Source organism: Blastococcus sp. TML/M2B, assembly GCF_016612865.1.
In the GTDB taxonomy this organism is placed as follows: domain Bacteria; phylum Actinomycetota; class Actinomycetes; order Mycobacteriales; family Geodermatophilaceae; genus Blastococcus.
The window spans coordinates 29749-45516 of the sequence record NZ_JAENZZ010000002.1 but is presented as its reverse complement, the minus strand read 5'-3'; the positions used below and the strand labels follow the sequence as shown (position 1 = coordinate 45516).

17 protein-coding genes and 1 pseudogene are annotated in these 15768 nt (G+C 75.2%); 3 read left to right on the top strand and 15 right to left on the bottom strand.

Annotated elements, in window-relative coordinates:
• Positions 1-29: 29 nt before the first annotated feature.
• Positions 30-575 (top strand): YbhB/YbcL family Raf kinase inhibitor-like protein, encoded by a 546-nt coding sequence (locus tag JKP75_RS08890; protein WP_200491730.1) that lies wholly within the window; start codon positions 30-32, stop codon positions 573-575.
• 43 nt (positions 576-618) lie between these two features.
• Here the strand turns inward: JKP75_RS08890 and JKP75_RS08885 are convergent, their stop codons facing one another.
• Entirely contained in the window at positions 619-1431 is an 813-nt protein-coding gene (locus JKP75_RS08885) for a GNAT family N-acetyltransferase (protein WP_200492990.1), read from the bottom strand.
• 121 nt (positions 1432-1552) lie between these two features.
• Here JKP75_RS08885 and coaA point away from each other — a divergent pair, with 121 nt between their 5' ends.
• Positions 1553-2506: a type I pantothenate kinase gene (gene coaA, locus JKP75_RS08880; protein WP_200491731.1), complete on the top strand. Its 954-nt coding sequence runs from the start codon at positions 1553-1555 to the stop codon at positions 2504-2506.
• A 170-nt stretch (positions 2507-2676) separates the two neighbouring features.
• Positions 2677-2880: a DUF5999 family protein gene (locus tag JKP75_RS08875; protein WP_200492989.1), complete on the top strand. Its 204-nt coding sequence runs from the start codon at positions 2677-2679 to the stop codon at positions 2878-2880.
• On the opposite strand, the gene JKP75_RS08870 is transcribed toward JKP75_RS08875, so the two are convergent.
• From JKP75_RS08870 to JKP75_RS08810, 14 genes and pseudogenes are all read right to left on the bottom strand, one after another.
• Positions 2870-3631 carry a bifunctional 2-polyprenyl-6-hydroxyphenol methylase/3-demethylubiquinol 3-O-methyltransferase UbiG gene (locus JKP75_RS08870; protein WP_200491732.1) on the bottom strand — a complete coding sequence of 254 codons (762 nt, stop codon included), beginning with the start codon at positions 3629-3631 and terminating at the stop codon, positions 2870-2872. The genes JKP75_RS08875 and JKP75_RS08870 overlap by 11 nt on opposite strands.
• Entirely contained in the window at positions 3628-4215 is a 588-nt protein-coding gene (locus JKP75_RS08865) for a DinB family protein (RefSeq protein WP_200491733.1), read from the bottom strand. Before JKP75_RS08865 ends, JKP75_RS08870 begins: the two co-directional genes overlap by 4 nt.
• 64 nt (positions 4216-4279) lie before the next feature.
• Positions 4280-5938, bottom strand: coding sequence for an aminomethyl-transferring glycine dehydrogenase subunit GcvPB (gene gcvPB / locus JKP75_RS20985; RefSeq protein ID WP_309229698.1), 1659 nt, complete (start codon positions 5936-5938; stop codon positions 4280-4282).
• Between the two features lie 139 nt (positions 5939-6077).
• Positions 6078-7175, bottom strand: a pseudogene (locus JKP75_RS20980) (glycine dehydrogenase); the annotation flags it as partial.
• A gap of 248 nt (positions 7176-7423) precedes the next feature.
• Complete coding sequence (locus JKP75_RS08855) at positions 7424-7993, bottom strand: MerR family transcriptional regulator (protein WP_200491734.1); 570 nt, start codon at positions 7991-7993, stop codon at positions 7424-7426.
• Between the two features lie 234 nt (positions 7994-8227).
• On the bottom strand, positions 8228-8713 hold the full coding sequence (locus JKP75_RS08850) for a bifunctional nuclease family protein (RefSeq protein WP_200492988.1): 486 nt from the start codon (positions 8711-8713) through the stop codon (positions 8228-8230).
• Positions 8714-8835: 122 nt separating this feature from the next.
• Positions 8836-9495, bottom strand: a complete 660-nt coding sequence (locus JKP75_RS08845; RefSeq protein ID WP_309229697.1) for a MerR family transcriptional regulator — start codon at positions 9493-9495, stop codon at positions 8836-8838.
• A gap of 68 nt (positions 9496-9563) precedes the next feature.
• Positions 9564-10082: an FHA domain-containing protein gene (locus tag JKP75_RS08840; RefSeq protein WP_200491736.1), complete on the bottom strand. Its 519-nt coding sequence runs from the start codon at positions 10080-10082 to the stop codon at positions 9564-9566.
• Positions 10083-10243: 161 nt separating this feature from the next.
• Positions 10244-10648: a glycine cleavage system protein GcvH gene (gene gcvH, locus JKP75_RS08835; protein ID WP_200491737.1), complete on the bottom strand. Its 405-nt coding sequence runs from the start codon at positions 10646-10648 to the stop codon at positions 10244-10246.
• Between the two features lie 88 nt (positions 10649-10736).
• A complete protein-coding gene (locus JKP75_RS08830) occupies positions 10737-11600 on the bottom strand; it encodes a DUF881 domain-containing protein (protein WP_242471962.1) in 864 nt (287 codons plus the stop codon).
• Entirely contained in the window at positions 11597-11929 is a 333-nt protein-coding gene (locus tag JKP75_RS08825; protein ID WP_200491738.1) for a small basic family protein, read from the bottom strand. The genes JKP75_RS08830 and JKP75_RS08825 overlap by 4 nt, the downstream gene beginning before the upstream one ends.
• Positions 11930-11933: 4 nt before the next feature.
• Entirely contained in the window at positions 11934-12914 is a 981-nt protein-coding gene (locus JKP75_RS08820; RefSeq protein ID WP_200491739.1) for a DUF881 domain-containing protein, read from the bottom strand.
• Positions 12911-13570, bottom strand: a complete 660-nt coding sequence (locus tag JKP75_RS08815) for a CDP-alcohol phosphatidyltransferase family protein (RefSeq protein WP_200492987.1) — start codon at positions 13568-13570, stop codon at positions 12911-12913. The genes JKP75_RS08820 and JKP75_RS08815 overlap by 4 nt, the downstream gene beginning before the upstream one ends.
• A 112-nt stretch (positions 13571-13682) precedes the next feature.
• The gene (locus JKP75_RS08810) at positions 13683-15764 is read right to left on the bottom strand and encodes an elongation factor G-like protein EF-G2 (RefSeq protein ID WP_200491740.1); all 2082 of its coding nucleotides are present in this window, start codon (positions 15762-15764) and stop codon (positions 13683-13685) included.
• Positions 15765-15768 lie beyond the last annotated feature (4 nt).

Below are 15768 nucleotides of genomic sequence, written 5' to 3'. Positions count from 1 at the left end.
GGCGATCCCCCGATCCCGAGGAGCTCGGCATGGCCGACCGGCCCGTTCCGCCCAACCCCTACGACTTCCTGCCGCAGGTGCCCTCGTTCACGGTCACCAGCACCGACATCACCGACGGCGGGACGCTGCCGATGCCCCACGTCAGCGGCGTCATGGGCGCCGGCGGCGAGGACCGCTCCCCCCAGCTCTCCTGGTCCGGCTTCCCCGAGGGCACCCGCAGCTTCGCCGTCACCGTGTACGACCCGGACGCCCCGACCGCCAGCGGGTTCTGGCACTGGGCCGTCGCCAACATCCCCGCCTCGGTCACCGAGCTGCCCTCCGGCGCCGGCAGCAAGGACGCCCCGGCGCTGCCGCAGGGCGCGGTCCAGCTGGCCAACGACGGCGGCTTCGCCGGGTTCGTCGGCGCCGCTCCCCCGGCCGGGCACGGGCCGCACCGCTACTTCGTCGTCGTGCACGCCGTGGACACCGAGACCCTCGACGTGGACGCCGACGCCCGGCCGGCCGTGCTCGGCTTCAACCTGTTCTTCCACACGCTGGCCCGCGCCACGATGGTGGTCACCTACGAGCAGTCCTGACGCAGCGCCGGGGACGCCCGCCCCGCCGGCCTGTCCCGGGGGTTCAGCGGCGCGGCGCCTCGGCGACGCCGACGGTCGCCAGCCACGCGAACCCGATCCGCTCGTAGACCCGGGCGACGTCGTCGTCGCCGGCGGCCAGGAAGACCAGCTCGGCGCTCTCGCGCGCGTGCGCGACCAGCGCCGAGGCGATGCCGGCGCCCAGGCCGCGGCCGCGCAGCCGCGGCGCGGTCGCCAGGCCGACGATCTCGCTGACCACGGCGTCGCCGATGTCGACCGGCTGGTGCAGGCCGACGGCCACCGGCTGGCCGCGCTCGATCGCCACCATCATCACCGTGCGGCCGGTCGCGATCCGCTCGCGCAGCGCGGCGGTCGCCGCCGTGTCCCGCGGGGTGGGGTCGGGCCGGGGAGCCGGCACGTCGGCCGCGCCGCCGGGGTGGGCGAAGGCCACCGCGGAGACCTCCTGGTAGTGCGCCAGCTCCGGGTCGTCGGCGCCGACGACGTAGAGCCGCACGCCGGCCGGGAAGAGCAGCTCGACCGGCTCGTCGGCCACCAGCAGGGGCAGCACGTCGACGTCCAGGCCGGCCGCGGCGGCCGCGGCGCCGACCTCGGGGGTGCGCTGCGGGATCCACTCGAGCGCGCCGGGCACCCCGGCCGCCTCCTGCAGCGCCACCGCGGCCCGCACGTCGGCGGCGGTCACCGCAGCGGTGGCGCCGAGCCGGGGACGGGCCGGATAGGGCCAGGCCGGGTCCCCGAGGGGGACGTCGAGCGCACCGGCCGCCTCGATCCGCGCGTCCGGGAGCGGCGCGGCGGCGTGGTAGCGCTCGATGCACTCGAGCAGTCCCGGGTGGGCTGGCACAGCCGAACCCTAGACCGGCCGCGGGCCGGTGCCCGGTCCCCGGCGGCTCGCGGGGGTCCGCCCCACCCGCAGGAGTGACCCGCGCGCAGGGGTGCCCGGTGCCGGACGGCACGATGGGGGCGTGACGGCTGGAACTCGTGGCTCCATCTCGCCCTACGCGGTGTTCGACCGCGACTCGTGGCGAGCGCTCGCTGCGGGCTCGCGGCTGCCCCTGGACGAGGCGGACCTCTCCGCGCTCGCCTCGCTGGGTGACCGCATCGACCTCGACGAGGTGGCCACGGTCTACCTGCCGCTGGCCCGGCTGCTCGGGCTGCACGTCGCCGCCAGCCGGCGGCTGTGGGCGGCGCAGAGCGAGTTCCTCGGCGACTCGACCGCGAAGGTGCCGTTCGTGATCGCCGTGGCCGGGAGCGTGGCCGTGGGCAAGAGCACCACCGCCCGCCTCCTGCAGACCCTGCTGGCCGCCAGCCCGGGGTCGCCGCGGGTGGACCTGGTGACGACCGACGGCTTCCTCATGCCCAACGCCATCCTGGAGGCGCGTGGCCTCATGGGGCGCAAGGGCTTCCCGGAGAGCTACGACCGCCGCGCGCTGCTGCGCTTCCTCGCGGATGTGAAGAGCGGCCGCGAGGAGGTCTTCGCGCCGGTCTACGACCACCAGTCCTACGACATCGTGCCGGGCCGGCAGCAGGCCGTGGACCGGCCCGACATCCTGGTCGTCGAGGGGCTGAACGTGCTGCAGGCCGGGCGCCGCTCCGACGGCACCGCGCCCGAGGTCTTCGCCTCGGACTTCTTCGACTTCTCCGTCTACGTCGACGCCTCCGAGGCCGACATCCAGACCTGGTACGTGGAGCGGTTCCTCGCGCTGCGGCGCACGGCGTTCGCCGACACCTCGGCCTTCTTCCACCGGTTCGCCGAGCTCACCGACGATCAGGCGCGCGAGACCGCGCTGGGCATCTGGGCGGCGGTGAATGCGCCGAACCTGCGGGACAACATCGCGCCGACGCGCTCCCGCGCGAGGCTCGTGCTGCAGAAGGCCGCCGACCACTCGGTGCGCCGGATCCTGCTCCGCAAGCTCTGACCTGCCCGCCGCCGCGGCGGCTTGGCAGATGTCCACCACCCGGCGGGGTGACGTGGTGACCTGCGTCACTCCCCTCGTGGGAGCTGCGCGCGCACACTGGTCGGCGTTCGGTGATCGGACAATCACCCTCAGCCATCAGGGCCTCCGCGGCCCGAACGGACGGAACCGCCATGTGCTCCCACGTCACCCCGTGCCCCGACGTAACCAGCGACGCGCGCGACCTCGCCGCCGTCGTCCGCAGCCACCCCGAGCAGGGCTGGAGCCTGCTGTGCAACGGCGTCGTCCTCTTCGACGACGACGGCGAGCTGCTCCCGGACGGCCGCGCGATCGCCCACCCGCACACCTGGCTGGCACCGGAGCTCGTCAGCGCCTGATCTCCGGCTCACCCCGGTCGGGTCGCCGCGCCAGGAACACCCCCTCGGCGCCCGGCCGGTCCGGCGCGTCCCGCACGTCCTCGACCTCGAGGCCGGCGGCGGTCAGCGAGGCGGCCAGCTCCGCCCGGCCGCGGAACCGCAGCGTCGAGTCCGAGGTGAGGACGGCGCCGTCCGCCTCGAAGCGGAAGGTCCACCGGAAGGACACCAGCAGACCGCGGACGGCGGTGACCGCCACCTCGGTCCGCACCGCTCCCCCGGGGACGTCCACCCGGGCGGCCGAGCGCTCCGGCGTCCACTCCTGCCACGCCCGCCGCTCCGGCCGCCGGCTCTCGAACACGAACCGGCCGCCGGGCCGCAGCGCCGCCCGGACCGCGCGCAGCGCCGCGGCCCACTCCTCGTCGGTCAGGAACACCTGCGCCACGTTGCCGGTCATCGTCACCAGGTCCACCTGGAGGGGCGGGAGCGCCGCCACGCCGCCGTGCACCCAGCGCACCCGGTCGGCGTGCGGCTTGCGCCGGGCGACGTCCAGCGAGGCCCTCGCCGGGTCCAGCCCGACGACGTCGAGACCGCGGGCGGCCAGCGAGCAGGCCAGCTCGCCGGTGCCGCAGCCCACGTCGAGGACCGAGCGGACGCCGAGCTCCTCCACCAACGCCCGGTAGGCGACCAGGTCGGTCCGCGGGCCGTCGAAGGCGTCGTAGAGCTCGGCCAGCCGGGGGTCGGCGAAGACCGGGTCCGCCTCCGGGGCGGTCACCGCCCGCCCGCCTGCCGGGCGACCTCGTCCAGCCGCTCCCGGTGTGCGGCCCACCAGGCCTCGTCGACGTCGGGCAAGTTGTCCCCGACCCCCTGGTTGCCGACCGAACCGTCGAGCAGCTCGCGCACGATGTCGGCGTGGCCGGCGTGCCGGTGCGTCTCGGCAATGACGTGCACGAGCACCCGGTGCAGCGTCACCTCCGGGCGGGACCACCAGGGCACCCGCCCCGTCGCGTCGAGCGGCAGCTCGTCGACGGTGGCGTCGGTGAGCGCCCACGCGCGGCGGTAGCGGGCGAGGACGTCGGCGCGGGTCTCCTCCGGAGTCGCCCACATGTCCCAGTTGGGCTCGCCCTCCTCGGCCATCCACGGCTCGACCCCGGGCGCGGGCCGGCCGAAGACCGGACCGAAGTAGCCCAGCTCCACGAACGCCAGGTGCTTGACCAGCCCGAGCAGGTTGGTCCCGGTCGGTGTCCGCGGACGCCGCAGGTCGTACTCGGACAGCCCCTCCAGCTTGAGGACGAGGACGTCGCGGCCCTCCTGCAGGTAGGTGCGCAGGTCGGCCTTGGCGTCGTCGGCAGCGGTCACGGCCGACACCGTCGCACGCGGGTGCGACGGCGTCGACCGGGTTGCGCCCCTGCCGCTCGGCAGGTCAGGCCTGCGCGCCCACCACGTCGGCCGTCGTCCCGAGGTCGTCGGGTGCCCCGGCGGCGCGGCCCGGCGTCGAGCCGTCCGCGTCCGGCGCGTGCGCGCCGAAGTCGTGCTCGGCGAACGCCTCGATCGGCGGGCAGGCGCAGACCAGATTGCGGTCGCCGTAGGCCTGGTCGATCCGCCGGACCGGGCTGAGGTAGCTGCGCCCCTGCAGGCCGCGCACCGGGTAGATCGCCGTCGTCCGCGGGTAGGGCCGCTCCCACTCCCCCGCCAGCATCGCCAGCGTGTGCGGGGCGTTGCGCAGCGGGTTGTCGGTGGCGTCGTACTCCCCCGTCGCCACCTTCTCGATCTCGCCGCGGATGGTCACCATCGCCTCGACGAACCGGTCCAGCTCCGCCTTGTCCTCGCTCTCGGTCGGCTCGACCATCAGCGTGCCGGCGACCGGGAAGCTCATCGTCGGCGCGTGGAAGCCGAAGTCGATGAGCCGCTTGGCGATGTCGTCGTTGGTGATGCCGGTGGCCTTGGTGAGCGGCCGGATGTCCAGGATGCACTCGTGCGCGACCATGCCGTCCGCACCGGTGTAGAGCACCGGGAAGTGCTCGCGCAGCCGGCTGGCCAGGTAGTTCGCGCCGAGGATGGCGTGCTCGGTGGCGCGGGTCAGCCCGTCGGGGCCCATGAGCCGGACGTAGGCCCACGAGATCGGCAGGATGCCCGCCGACCCGTAGGGCGCGCCGGAGACGGCCGGGCCGCTCGTGCCGGTGTCGACCAGCGGGTGGCCCGGGAGGAACGGCACCAGGTGCTCCGCGACGCCGATCGGGCCGACGCCGGGGCCACCACCGCCGTGCGGGATGCAGAAGGTCTTGTGCAGGTTGAGGTGGCTGACGTCGGAGCCGAACCGGCCGGGGCGGGCCAGGCCGACCAGCGCGTTGAGGTTCGCGCCGTCGACGTACACCTGGCCGCCGGCGTCGTGCACCGCGGCGCAGATCTCGCGCACCTCGGTCTCGTACACGCCGTGCGTCGAGGGGTAGGTCAGCATGATCGCGGCCAGCCGCTCGGCGTGCTGGTCCACCTTGGCGCGCAGGTCGCCGAGGTCGACGTTGCCCGCCTCGTCGCAGGCGACGACGACCACCCGCATGCCGGCCATGACCGCGCTCGCGGCGTTCGTGCCGTGCGCGGAGCTCGGGATCAGGCAGACGTCGCGGCCCTCGTCGCCGCGCGAGCGGTGGTAGCCGCGGATGGCCAGCAGGCCGGCGAACTCGCCCTGCGAGCCGGCGTTGGGTTGCACGCTCACGGCGGCGTAGCCGGTCACCTCGGCCAGCCAGCCGCACAGCTCGTCGATCAGCCGGGTGTAGCCGCGGGCCTGCTCGACCGGCGCGAAGGGGTGCAGCCCCGCGAACTCCGGCCAGGTGATGGCGGCCATCTCGGTCGCCGCGTTGAGCTTCATCGTGCACGAGCCCAGCGGGATCATCGTGCGGTCCAGCGCGAGGTCCTTGTCGCTCAGCGAGCGCAGGTAGCGCAGCATCGACGTCTCCGAGCGGTGCGCGGAGAAGACCGGGTGCGTCAGGTAGGCCGAGCGCCGGCGCAGCTCGCCGGGCAGCGCGTCGGCGCCGTCCTCGTCGAGGGCCGCGTCGTCGAAGGCGACGCCGAAGGACGCGGCCACCTCGCGCAGGACGGCCGGCGTCGTCGTCTCGTCGCAGGCGACGGCGACCGTGTCGGCGTCGACCAGCCGCAGGTTGAATCCGTCGCTGCGCGGCGGCCGCGACGACGTCGGCGGCCCGGCCCGGGACGGCGGCGGTCACGGTGTCGAAGAAGTGCTCGTGCACCGGCAGCACCCCGCCGGCCCGGAGCGCGCCGGCCAGGGCGACGGCGCTGCGGTGCACGCGCGCCGCGATCGCGGCCAGGCCCTCGGGCCCGTGGTAGACGGCGTAGGCGCCGGCCATCACGGCGAGCAGCACCTGGGCGGTGCAGATGTTGCTGGTCGCCTTCTCGCGGCGGATGTGCTGCTCGCGGGTCTGCAGCGCGAGCCGGTAGGCGACGTCCCCGTCGGCGTCGACCGAGACGCCGACCAGCCGGCCGGGCAGCTGGCGGGCCAGCCCCTCGCGGACCGACAGGTAGCCGGCGTGCGGGCCGCCGTAGCCCATGGGGACGCCGAAGCGCTGGGTGGTGCCGCAGGCGACGTCGGCGCCCCACTCCCCCGGGGCCTCGAGCAGCGTGAGGGCGAGCAGGTCGGCGGCCACGACGACCGAGGCGCCGGCCTCGTGCGCGGCGGCGGCGAGGGCGCGGTGGTCGCGGACCGCGCCGCTCGCGCCCGGGTAGGACAGCAGGACGCCGAACGCGCCGGCCTCGGGCAGGTCGGTCGGCCAGCCCTCCGACAGGTCGGCGACGTGCAGCGCGATGCCGAGCGGCTCGGCGCGGGTCTCGAGGACGGCGAGGGTCTGCGGCAGCGTGTCGGCGTCCACGACGAAGACCGCGTCCGGCTTCGCCCGGCCCGCCCGGCGGACCAGCGTCATCGCCTCGGCGGCGGCGGTGGCCTCGTCGAGCATCGAGGCGCCGGCGACGTCGAGGCCGGTGAGGTCGGCGACCATCGTCTGGAAGTTGATCAGCGCCTCGAGCCGGCCCTGGCTGATCTCGGGCTGGTAGGGCGTGTACGCCGTGTACCAGGCCGGGTTCTCCAGGACCGTCCGCTGGATGACCGAGGGCGTGACCGTGCCGTAGTAGCCCAGCCCGATCATCGAGGTCAGGACGTCGTTCTCCGCGGCCCGCTCGCGCAGCTCGGCGAGGACGGCGGCCTCGTCGGCGGCCGGCGGCAGGGCCAGCGGCGAGCGGTCGCGCACGCCCTCGGGGACGCAGGCGTCGGCCAGCGACTCGAGCGTGGGGTGCCCCACGACCCGCAGCATCTCGGCGGTGTCATCGCCCCGCGGCCCGATGTGCCGGGCGGCGAAGGATCCCGCCGGGTCCAGCGCCGTCAGCGACGGGAGCGATCCGGACATCGGCGGGGTGTCAGCACGGTCGGCCACTGGCAGAACGCTACAACACTGTCGGCCTCCGGCCGACCCCGCGACCACGTGCCGTACCCGACACCGAGGAGCCGCTGCGTCTCGCCTGCGCGGACCCCTCCGGGGCCCACTCGGCACGACAGAACCAACTACATGGCGCGGCGGCGGCGGCGCATGGAGAGCTCGTCGTCGGCGGCGGCGAGGGGCGCGCCGTCGAGCCGTTCGGCGGGGAGCTCGGCGAGCTCGCCGGACAGCTCCCGGAGGGCACCGGAGACGGCGATGCCGAAGACGCCCTGGCCGCCGGCGAGCAGGTCGACGACCTCTTCGGCGGAGGTGCACTCGTAGACGGTGGCGCCGTCGGAGAACAGCGTGATGTTGGCGAGGTCCTTGATGCCGCGGTTGCGCAGGTGGTCGACGGCCTTGCGGATGTTCTGCAGGGAGACGCCGGTGTCGAGCAGCCGCTTGACGACCTTGAGCACGAGGATGTCGCGGAAGGAGTACAGCCGCTGGGTGCCGGAGCCGGTGGCGCTGCGGACCGACGGGGCCACGAGGCCGGTGCGCGCCCAGTAGTCGAGCTGGCGGTAGGTGATGCCCGCGGCGGCGCAGGCGGTGGGCCCGCGGTAGCCCACGAGGTCGGTGTCCACCTCGTCGTACGCAGGGGCCCCGACCGCGGCGTCGCTGAAGAGCTGACCCTGGGAGCCCTTGTCCTGGTCGCTCACGTCGGCGTCCTCCTCTGTCCCGGTCCGCTGGTGCGGGCCGGGTCGACGGCTGGTCATCCGGGGTCGGACGTGCCGTGGCTCGCGCCACAGATCCCAGGTGTCACACCGTTGTTGTTCGCCGAACCGTAAGCCGGGCCAGGGGGTCGGTCAACTGACGAGGGCGGCGTGTCGTCACGCTCACCACTTCGGGTCAACTCCGGCGCGGGCCTGCCGATGCTCCCTGGTTGGCCTCCGTCAGGCGCCGCCGGAGCCCGAACCGGCCCCGAAGTCCTCCGGGGAGATCTGGTCGAGGAACTCGCGGAACTTCTCCACCTCGTCCTCCTGCTCGTCCGGGATCTCGATGCCCACCTCGTCGAGCAGGTCGTCCGAGCCGTAGATCGGCGACCCGGTGCGGACGGCGAGCGCCACCGCGTCCGACGGGCGGGCGCTGACCACCCGCTCGTCCCCGAGGACCAGCTCGGCGATGTAGATCCCGTCGCGCATCTCGGTGATGTTGACCGCCTCGAGCTCGGCGCCGAGGGCGGTGATCACCTCGCGCAGCAGGTCGTGGGTCATCGGCCGGGCGGGGCGGACGCCCTGCTGCTCGAACGCGATGGCCGCGGCCTCGACCGCGCCGATCCAGATCGGCAGGTACCGCTCCCCCTGCGTCTCCTTGAGCAGCAGGATCGGCTGGTTGCCGGGCAGCTCCACCCGGACGCCCACGACTCGAAGCTCCTGCACGGTACGGCTCCCTCGGCTGCGTGCCCGGCGTTCCGGACCGACGGCGTCGTCCGGGTGCGGGCGGTGTGGTGACTGGTGGCGACGGCGGACGGGGACTGCGACGGGCCTACGGTACGCCCGACTCAGGGCCGCAGGAGATCCCGCAGCCGTGCTTCGAGCAGGGCGGTGTGCAGCTGCGCGGAGAGCCCCGCGAGGTCGCGCAGCTTCTCGGTGGCGCGGGTCCGGGCCTCCTCGGAGCGGGCCCGCAGCACCGGCGCGACCAGCTGCTCGACGAGGCCGGCCTCCCGCTCGACGCCGCTGCGGTAGACCCGCAGGTGCCGGGGCTCGATACCGTGCCGGGCCAGCCCCGCCGCCGCCCGGGCGATGGCCAGGTCGGCCACCGGGTGCCGGCCGTCGGCGTCGGTGGCCAGCAGCCCGAACTGCACGCAGTCGGCCAGCTGCCCAGGCTCCAGCCCGGCGGCCCGCGCGAACTGGTCGGCGGTGAGCGGGGCGGCCTCGCCGTCCTCCCCGGTGGGGGCCCGCGGCGGGACGGTCGCGGGCCCGGAGGTGCCCGGGATCGGCTCGCCGCGGTCCAGCGCCTCGAGGTGGTCCTTGATCACCCGCAACGGGAGGTAGTGGTCCCGCTGCGCGGTCAGCACGTACCGCAGCCGGCTGACGTCGGCCCGGGAGAACTTCCGGTACCCCGAGGGCGTCCGCTGCGGGTGGACCAGGTCCTCCGACTCGAGGTACCGGATCTTGCTGATCGTCACGTCGGGGAAGTCGTCGCGCAGCACGGCGAGCACCTCGCCGATGGTCAGACGTGGTGCGTGCTGGTCGCCGGCGTCCCCCGAGGAGCGAGCCGGACCCCCCACTAGCGAGCGGCCGGCTCGCCGGTCCGGGGACCGGTCAGGTAGACGAGGCGGAACTTGCCGATCTGCACCTCGTCGCCCCCCGACAGGGAGGCGACGTCGACCGGCTCGCGGTTGACGTAGGTGCCGTTGAGGCTGCCGACGTCGTGCACCGAGTAGCCGCTGCCCTCGCGGTGGAACTCCACGTGGCGACGGCTGACGGTGACGTCGTCGAGGAAGATGTCGCTGTCGGGGTGCCGACCGGCGGTGGTGACGTCCTGGTCGAGCAGGAAGCGGCTGCCCGCGTTGGGGCCGCGCTTGACGACGAGCAGGGCCGACCCGGCCGGCAGGGACTCGACGGCGCCGGCGTGGGCGTCGGCCGGCGACTCCGCGGTCTCGGGCTGCTCGGCGGAGTCCTCGCCGCCCACCTTGGGGATCACGCTGGTGGACTCGCCGATGCGCTCCGGCGAGAGCGCCGAGCCGCACTGGGCGCAGAAGCGACTGCCCTCGGGGTTCTCGTGTCCACATCGAGTGCAGTGCACGTTGCGTCTCCTCCGGTGGGGGGTCATGGAACCAGCGGTCGACCCGGAGGTCGACCTGACGTGCAGGTGGGGCGCGGGAGCCGGCGGCTGGTCGCCGGTGGCTGGCGTCCCCGTCGCGATCATAGTGATCCGGGCGTGGCCCGGCGCGTCAGGCGGGGCCGTCAGGACCCGTCGACGAGCGCCTGGTAGGCGTCGGCGTCCAGCAGCGCGCCGATCGGGTCGCCGCCCTCGCCGGGGACGCTGATCTCGACCAGCCAGCCGGCGCCGTACGGGTCGGCGTTGACCGTCTCCGGGGTGTCGGTCAGGACCTCGTTCACCGCGGCCACGACGCCGGCGACGGGGGCGTAGACGTCGGACACCGACTTGGTGGACTCCACCTCCCCGATCGGCGTCCCCGGGGTCACCTCGTCGCCCACGGAGGGCAGCTGCACGAAGACGATGTCCCCCAGGGCGTCCTGGGCGTGGTCGGTGATGCCGACCCGGACGACGGTCGACGTGCCGTCGGTGCCCTGCACCAGCGCCCACTCGTGCTGGTCGGTGTAGCGGCGGTCATCAGGCGTGCTCATGCGGGCAGTCTCCATGGTCGGGTGGTCGCACGTCGGTGCAGGGGCCCGCCCCGGGCGGAGCGAGGAGCGGTGGGCACGGGGCCCGTGGTCAGTCGTCGTCCGGCGCAGCGTATTGAGCCTCCGGGAGCGGCCGCAACGCGTCCACGAGCAGGTCGGGCACCTGCTCGACGGTCACCGAGCCGCCGCGCCCGCCGACGCTCTGCACCACGCCGCCGGGGATGTTCAGGGCCGTCTCCAGGTCCTGCGGCGACCCGAGCACCAGCACCTCGTAGGGCGCGGTGACCGGGCGGCCGTCGATCAGCAAGGCGCCCGGGGCACCGGTGACCGCCGTCGTCAGCCCGACGCGGACGCCGTCGAACTGCATGGTCTCCGCTCCCGCGCCGCGCAGCTCCTGGATCACGTCGATCAGGTCGGTCACCCGCAGCACGTCGTCGGGGTCGCGCAGCGTGAGGCGCAGGCCCGGGCCCTCGGCGGGGGCGGTGCCGTTGAGCACCGCGAGCGCGGCCGCCCGGGTGCCCGCCTCCTCCAGCGCCGACGCGGTCTCGCTGTCGGAGCTGGTCAGCTGGCGCAGCGCGCTGCGCTGGTCGGCGATCTGCTCGCGCAGCCGGACGCCTCGGGAGCTGACCTCGTCGACGATGCGCACGAGGTCCTCCTCGCGCGCGCCGGCCAGCGCCTGCTCGTCGTCGGCGTTGCGCACCTGCACGGTGAAGGCGAAGCCGAGCAGCAGTGTGAGGACGCCGATCAGCAGCGCGGCAGGCAGGTCGCGGCGGCGGGTGGGTGGGGTCCCCTCCCCCGCGGGCGCAGGGTCCTCGGTTGCCGGGTCCTCGGTTGCCGGGTCCTCGGTTGCCGGGTCCTTGGTTGCCGGGTCCTTGGTTGCCGGGTCCTCGCGTGCCGGGTCCCCGGTTGCCGGGTCCTCGCGTGCCGGGTCGGCCGGCGCCGGGTCGGTGGTCATGCCCGGAAGACGTGCCGCCGGATGGCCGCGGCGTTGCCGAAGATGCGGATGCCGAGGACGACGACGACGGCGGTGGAGAGCTGCGCGCCGACGCCGAGCTGGTCGCCGAGGAAGACGATGAGCGCGGCGACGACCACGTTGGACACGAACGAGATGACGAAGACCTTGGCGTCGAAGATGCCGTCGAGCCGGGCCCGGAGGCCACCGAACACGGCGTCCAGCGCCGCCACGACCGCGATCGGCAGGTAGGGCTGCAGCCCCAGCGGCACGGTCGGGTCGAGCAGCAGGCCGAGCAGGACACCGGCCACGAGGCCGAGGATCGGGATCACGGGGTCAGTCTCCGGTCGCGGGGTCAGTCGGCGGGGCGGTCGGCGGGGCGGTCGGCGGGGTGGTCGACGGGGCGGTCGACGGTGCGGTGCGGTCGCCGGTCACGGGCCGGGCGGCGCGCAGCTCGGGCGTGCCGGCGGCGGGCAGGCTCAGGTCGTCCTTGCGCGCGAAGTCGAAGCGCAGCCCGAAGGACTCCTCGATGAGCGCGAGCGCGCCCACCTCGGGGCTGGCGAGGAAGCCGCTGGACAGCGTGTCGGGGTCGCCGATCGCGCGCACCTCGTAGGGGTTGGTCACCGGCCGGAAGTCGACGAGCACGGCCTCCCCGGCGAACCGGATGGCGCTGGTGGGGCCCAGCCGCTGGCCGTTGATGCTGATCGCCTCGGCGCCGGCCGCCCACAGCGCGTTGACGACCTGCTGGAGGTCGCCGTCGCGCACCCGGCCGCGGACGTCGGCCTCCGCGCCGCCGCCGACCGGGTCGTCGTCGGCTCCGGAACCGGCGTTGGCGAGGGTGACCAGCAGCCCGGGCCCGCGCACCGGCACGGCGGCCGCGCCGACCTCGGCCCGGCGGAGCTCGTCGAGCGCCCGCTGACCGGTGCTGGAGGAGGCCAGCAGCTCGTCGCGCGCGCGGCCGACCTCGGCCCGCAGCTCCTCGAGCTCGGCGGCCAGCGCGTCGCTGGCGTCGGACTCGGTCCGGATGTCCTCGACCAGCGCGGCGCGGATCTCCTGCCGGCCCTGGAGCCGCTCCGCAGCCTGGGCGTAGGTCACCGCGGCGAGCACCCCGGCCACGACCATCGTGAGGGCCACCAGCGTCCGGCCGCGCCAGCGGCGGGGAGCCGCCTCCCCGTCGCCCGCCGGGGCCCCGGCCGCGCGCGCCGCCCGCGCCTCGGCGGCCTGCGCGTAGGCGGGGTCGAGCGTCTCGGCGAGGACGTCGTCGAGCAGGGAGGCACCCAGCGACCGCGGACCCCCGCCGGGGGGAGCTGCGGTCACGGCACCGCGCCGGCCGCGGGGGCGGACCGCTCGGCCCGCACGATCCCGACGACCTGGGCGACGTACAGCACGCCGGCCAGCAGGTAGAGCGCCGTCCCCCAGATGGTGAGCGCCCACGCGAACGGCTCGGCCAGCGTGGCCAGCCACCCCTCGCCGTCGGCCAGCAGCAGGACGGGGAAGGCGTAGAGCAGCAGGAAGGTCGCCGCCTTGCCCAGGTAGTGCACCTGCAGCGGCGGGTAGCCGTACCGCCGCAGCACCAGCAGCATCACGCCGAGGACCAGCTCGCGGCCCAGCAGCAGCGCCACCACCCAGACCGGGACGACGTCGCGCAGCGCGAGCGCCACGAGCGTGCAGACGATGTAGAGCCGGTCGGCCGCCGGGTCCAGCAGCGCGCCGAGCTTGCTGCTCTGGTCCAGCCAGCGCGCGAGCTTGCCGTCGGCCCAGTCGGTGATGCCCGAGACCATGAGCACGATGACGGCCCAGCCGTCGGCCTCGGGCCCGAGCAGCAGCCACAGGAACAGCGGCACCCCGAGCAGCCGCAGCACCGACAGCGCGTTGGGCAGCGTCCAGATGCGGTCGGGCAGCTCGTCCCGGCCCACGAAGCCGGCACCGTGCGCCGCCGTCGTCTCGGCCGACGGCCCGTTCGACGACGTCACGATCCCTCCAGCCCGCTGTGCACCCTGCGCAGAGGCTAGTGGACGCCTCCGACGTCCTCCCCACGCGCCGACCGACGGCGGGTCCCCGGTTCGCGGCTCCCCGGCGGGGCCCTCAGACGGGCACCGAGAGCGAGGCCGGCGCCGGCTCGTGGCCCAGCGGACGCCGGTCGAAGGAGCCGGTGCCGTGGCTGATCGACCGCAGCGCGCCCGGGTAGCCGAGCAGCTCGACCTCGGGCACCTCGGCACGCACGGTCGCCCGGTCGGACCCGGGGTCGGTGTCGCTGCCGGTGACCCGCGCCCGGCGTGAGGACAGGTCGCTCATGACCGCGCCCACGTACTCCGCCGGCACCCGGACAGCGACCTCGCACCACGGCTCGAGCACGCGGGTGCCGGCTGCGGCGGCCAGCTCGCGCAGGGCCAGGGCGCCGGCGGACTGGAAGGCCGCGTCCGAGGAGTCCACCGAGTGCGCCTTGCCGTCGACCAGCGTGACGTGCACGTCGACGACGGCGCGGTCGCCGCCCAGCCCGCGCTCGGCCTGCGCCCGGATGCCCTTCTCCACGCTGCCGTGGAACTGGCTGGGCACCGTGCCGCCGACGATCCGCTGCTCGAACACGATGCCGCTGCCCGGCGGCCCCGGCTCCCCCTCGACGACGACCACCGCGTACTGGCCGTGCCCGCCGGACTGCTTGACGTGCCGCGCCGTCACCCGGCCGGGGCCGGCCAGCGTCTCCACCAGCGGCACCCGCACCGGGACGGTGGCGACCGAGACGCCGTGCCGGGTGCGCAGCCGCTCCAGCAGCACCTCGGCGTGCGCCTCTCCCACGCACCACAGCAGCAGCTGCCCGGTCTCGGGGCGCCGCTCCAGCCGGACCGTCGGGTCCTCGGCGACGAGCCGGGTCAGCGCCGTGGCCAGCCGGTCCTCGTCGGACCGGGACGCGGCCTCGAGCGCGACCGGCTGCTGCGGCGTGGGCAGCGCCCAGGGCGGCACGAGCCGCGGGTCCTCCGGGGAGGACAGCGTGTCGCCGGTCTCGGCGCTGCTGAGCCGGGCGATGGCGCAGATGTCCCCCGCCGGGCAGGCGGCCACCGGCCGGAGCAGCGCGCCCAGGGGCGAGCTGAGCGCGCCGATCCGCTCGTCCACGTCGTGGTCGGGGTGCCCGCGGTCGGCCATGCCGTGGCCGGACACGTGGACGGCGACGTCCGGGCGGAGGGTGCCGGAGAAGACGCGCACCAGCGAGACCCGGCCGACGTAGGGGTCCGTCGTCGTCTTCACCACCTCGGCGACCAGCGGGCCGTCGGGGTCGCAGGTCAGCGCCGGCGCGGACGAGCCGTCCGGGCGGGTGACCGGTAGGCAGCCGTGCTCGGCGGGGCCGGGGAAGCCGGCGACGAGCAGCTCGAGCAGGGCGTCGACGCCGATGCCCGAGGGCGGCGCGGCGCAGAGCACCGGGTGGAAGTGCGCCCGGGCGACGGCGGTCTCCAGGTCGGCGATCAGGTCGTCCTGCACCAGCTGGTCCCCGGCGAGGTAGCGCTCCATGAGCGCCTCGTCCTCGCTCTCGCCGATGATCCCCTCGATCAGCTCCGACCGGAGCCGGTCGGCCTCGCCCTCCGCCGCCCGGCCGGCCGAGGCCTGGGGGTCCAGCAGCGAGACCAGGCCGCGCACCGCGCTGTCCGGGCCGCGCTCGACCAGGTGCACGGGGAAGACGCCCTCCCCGAGCAGCACCTGGCACATCCGGATGGCGTCGTCGACGTCGGCCTGCGGGCGGTCGATCTGGGTGAGCACGACCGCGCGCGGCATCCCGACCGCGGCGCACTCCTCCCAGAGGGCCGCCGTGGTCGCGTCCACCCCGTTGACCGCGGAGACGACGAAGAGCGCGGCGTCGGCGGCCCGGAGCCCGGCGCGCAGCTCGCCCACGAAGTCCGGCGCCCCGGGGGTGTCGAGCAGGGTGATGCGGTGGCCGGCGTGCTCGACGGTCGCGACGCCGAGCGAGACCGACCGCCGCTGCCGGATCTCGACCTCCTCGGTGTCCAGGCAGGTGGTGCCGTCCTCGACCCGGCCGGCGCGGGGCAGCGCGCCGGTCGCGACGAGCAGCGCCTCGGCCAGGGTGGTCTTGCCCGCGCCCGTGTGGCCGACCAGGGCGACGTTGCGCACCAGCTCGGCCGCCCGTGGCGCGGGTGCCGCTGCGGTCTCCTTCGCCATCTGC

Bases quoted from the DNA above. Each gene is read 5' to 3' on its own strand.
- gcvH (WP_200491737.1), bottom strand. From the start codon at position 10,648: ATGAGCACGCCTGATGACCGCCGCTACACCGACCAGCACGAGTGGGCG.
- JKP75_RS08830 (WP_242471962.1), bottom strand. From the start codon at position 11,600: ATGACCACCGACCCGGCGCCGGCCGACCCGGCACGCGAGGACCCGGCA.
- JKP75_RS08890 (WP_200491730.1), top strand. From the start codon at position 30: ATGGCCGACCGGCCCGTTCCGCCCAACCCCTACGACTTCCTGCCGCAG.
- JKP75_RS08810 (WP_200491740.1), bottom strand. From the start codon at position 15,764: ATGGCGAAGGAGACCGCAGCGGCACCCGCGCCACGGGCGGCCGAGCTG.
- JKP75_RS08875 (WP_200492989.1), top strand. From the start codon at position 2,677: ATGTGCTCCCACGTCACCCCGTGCCCCGACGTAACCAGCGACGCGCGC.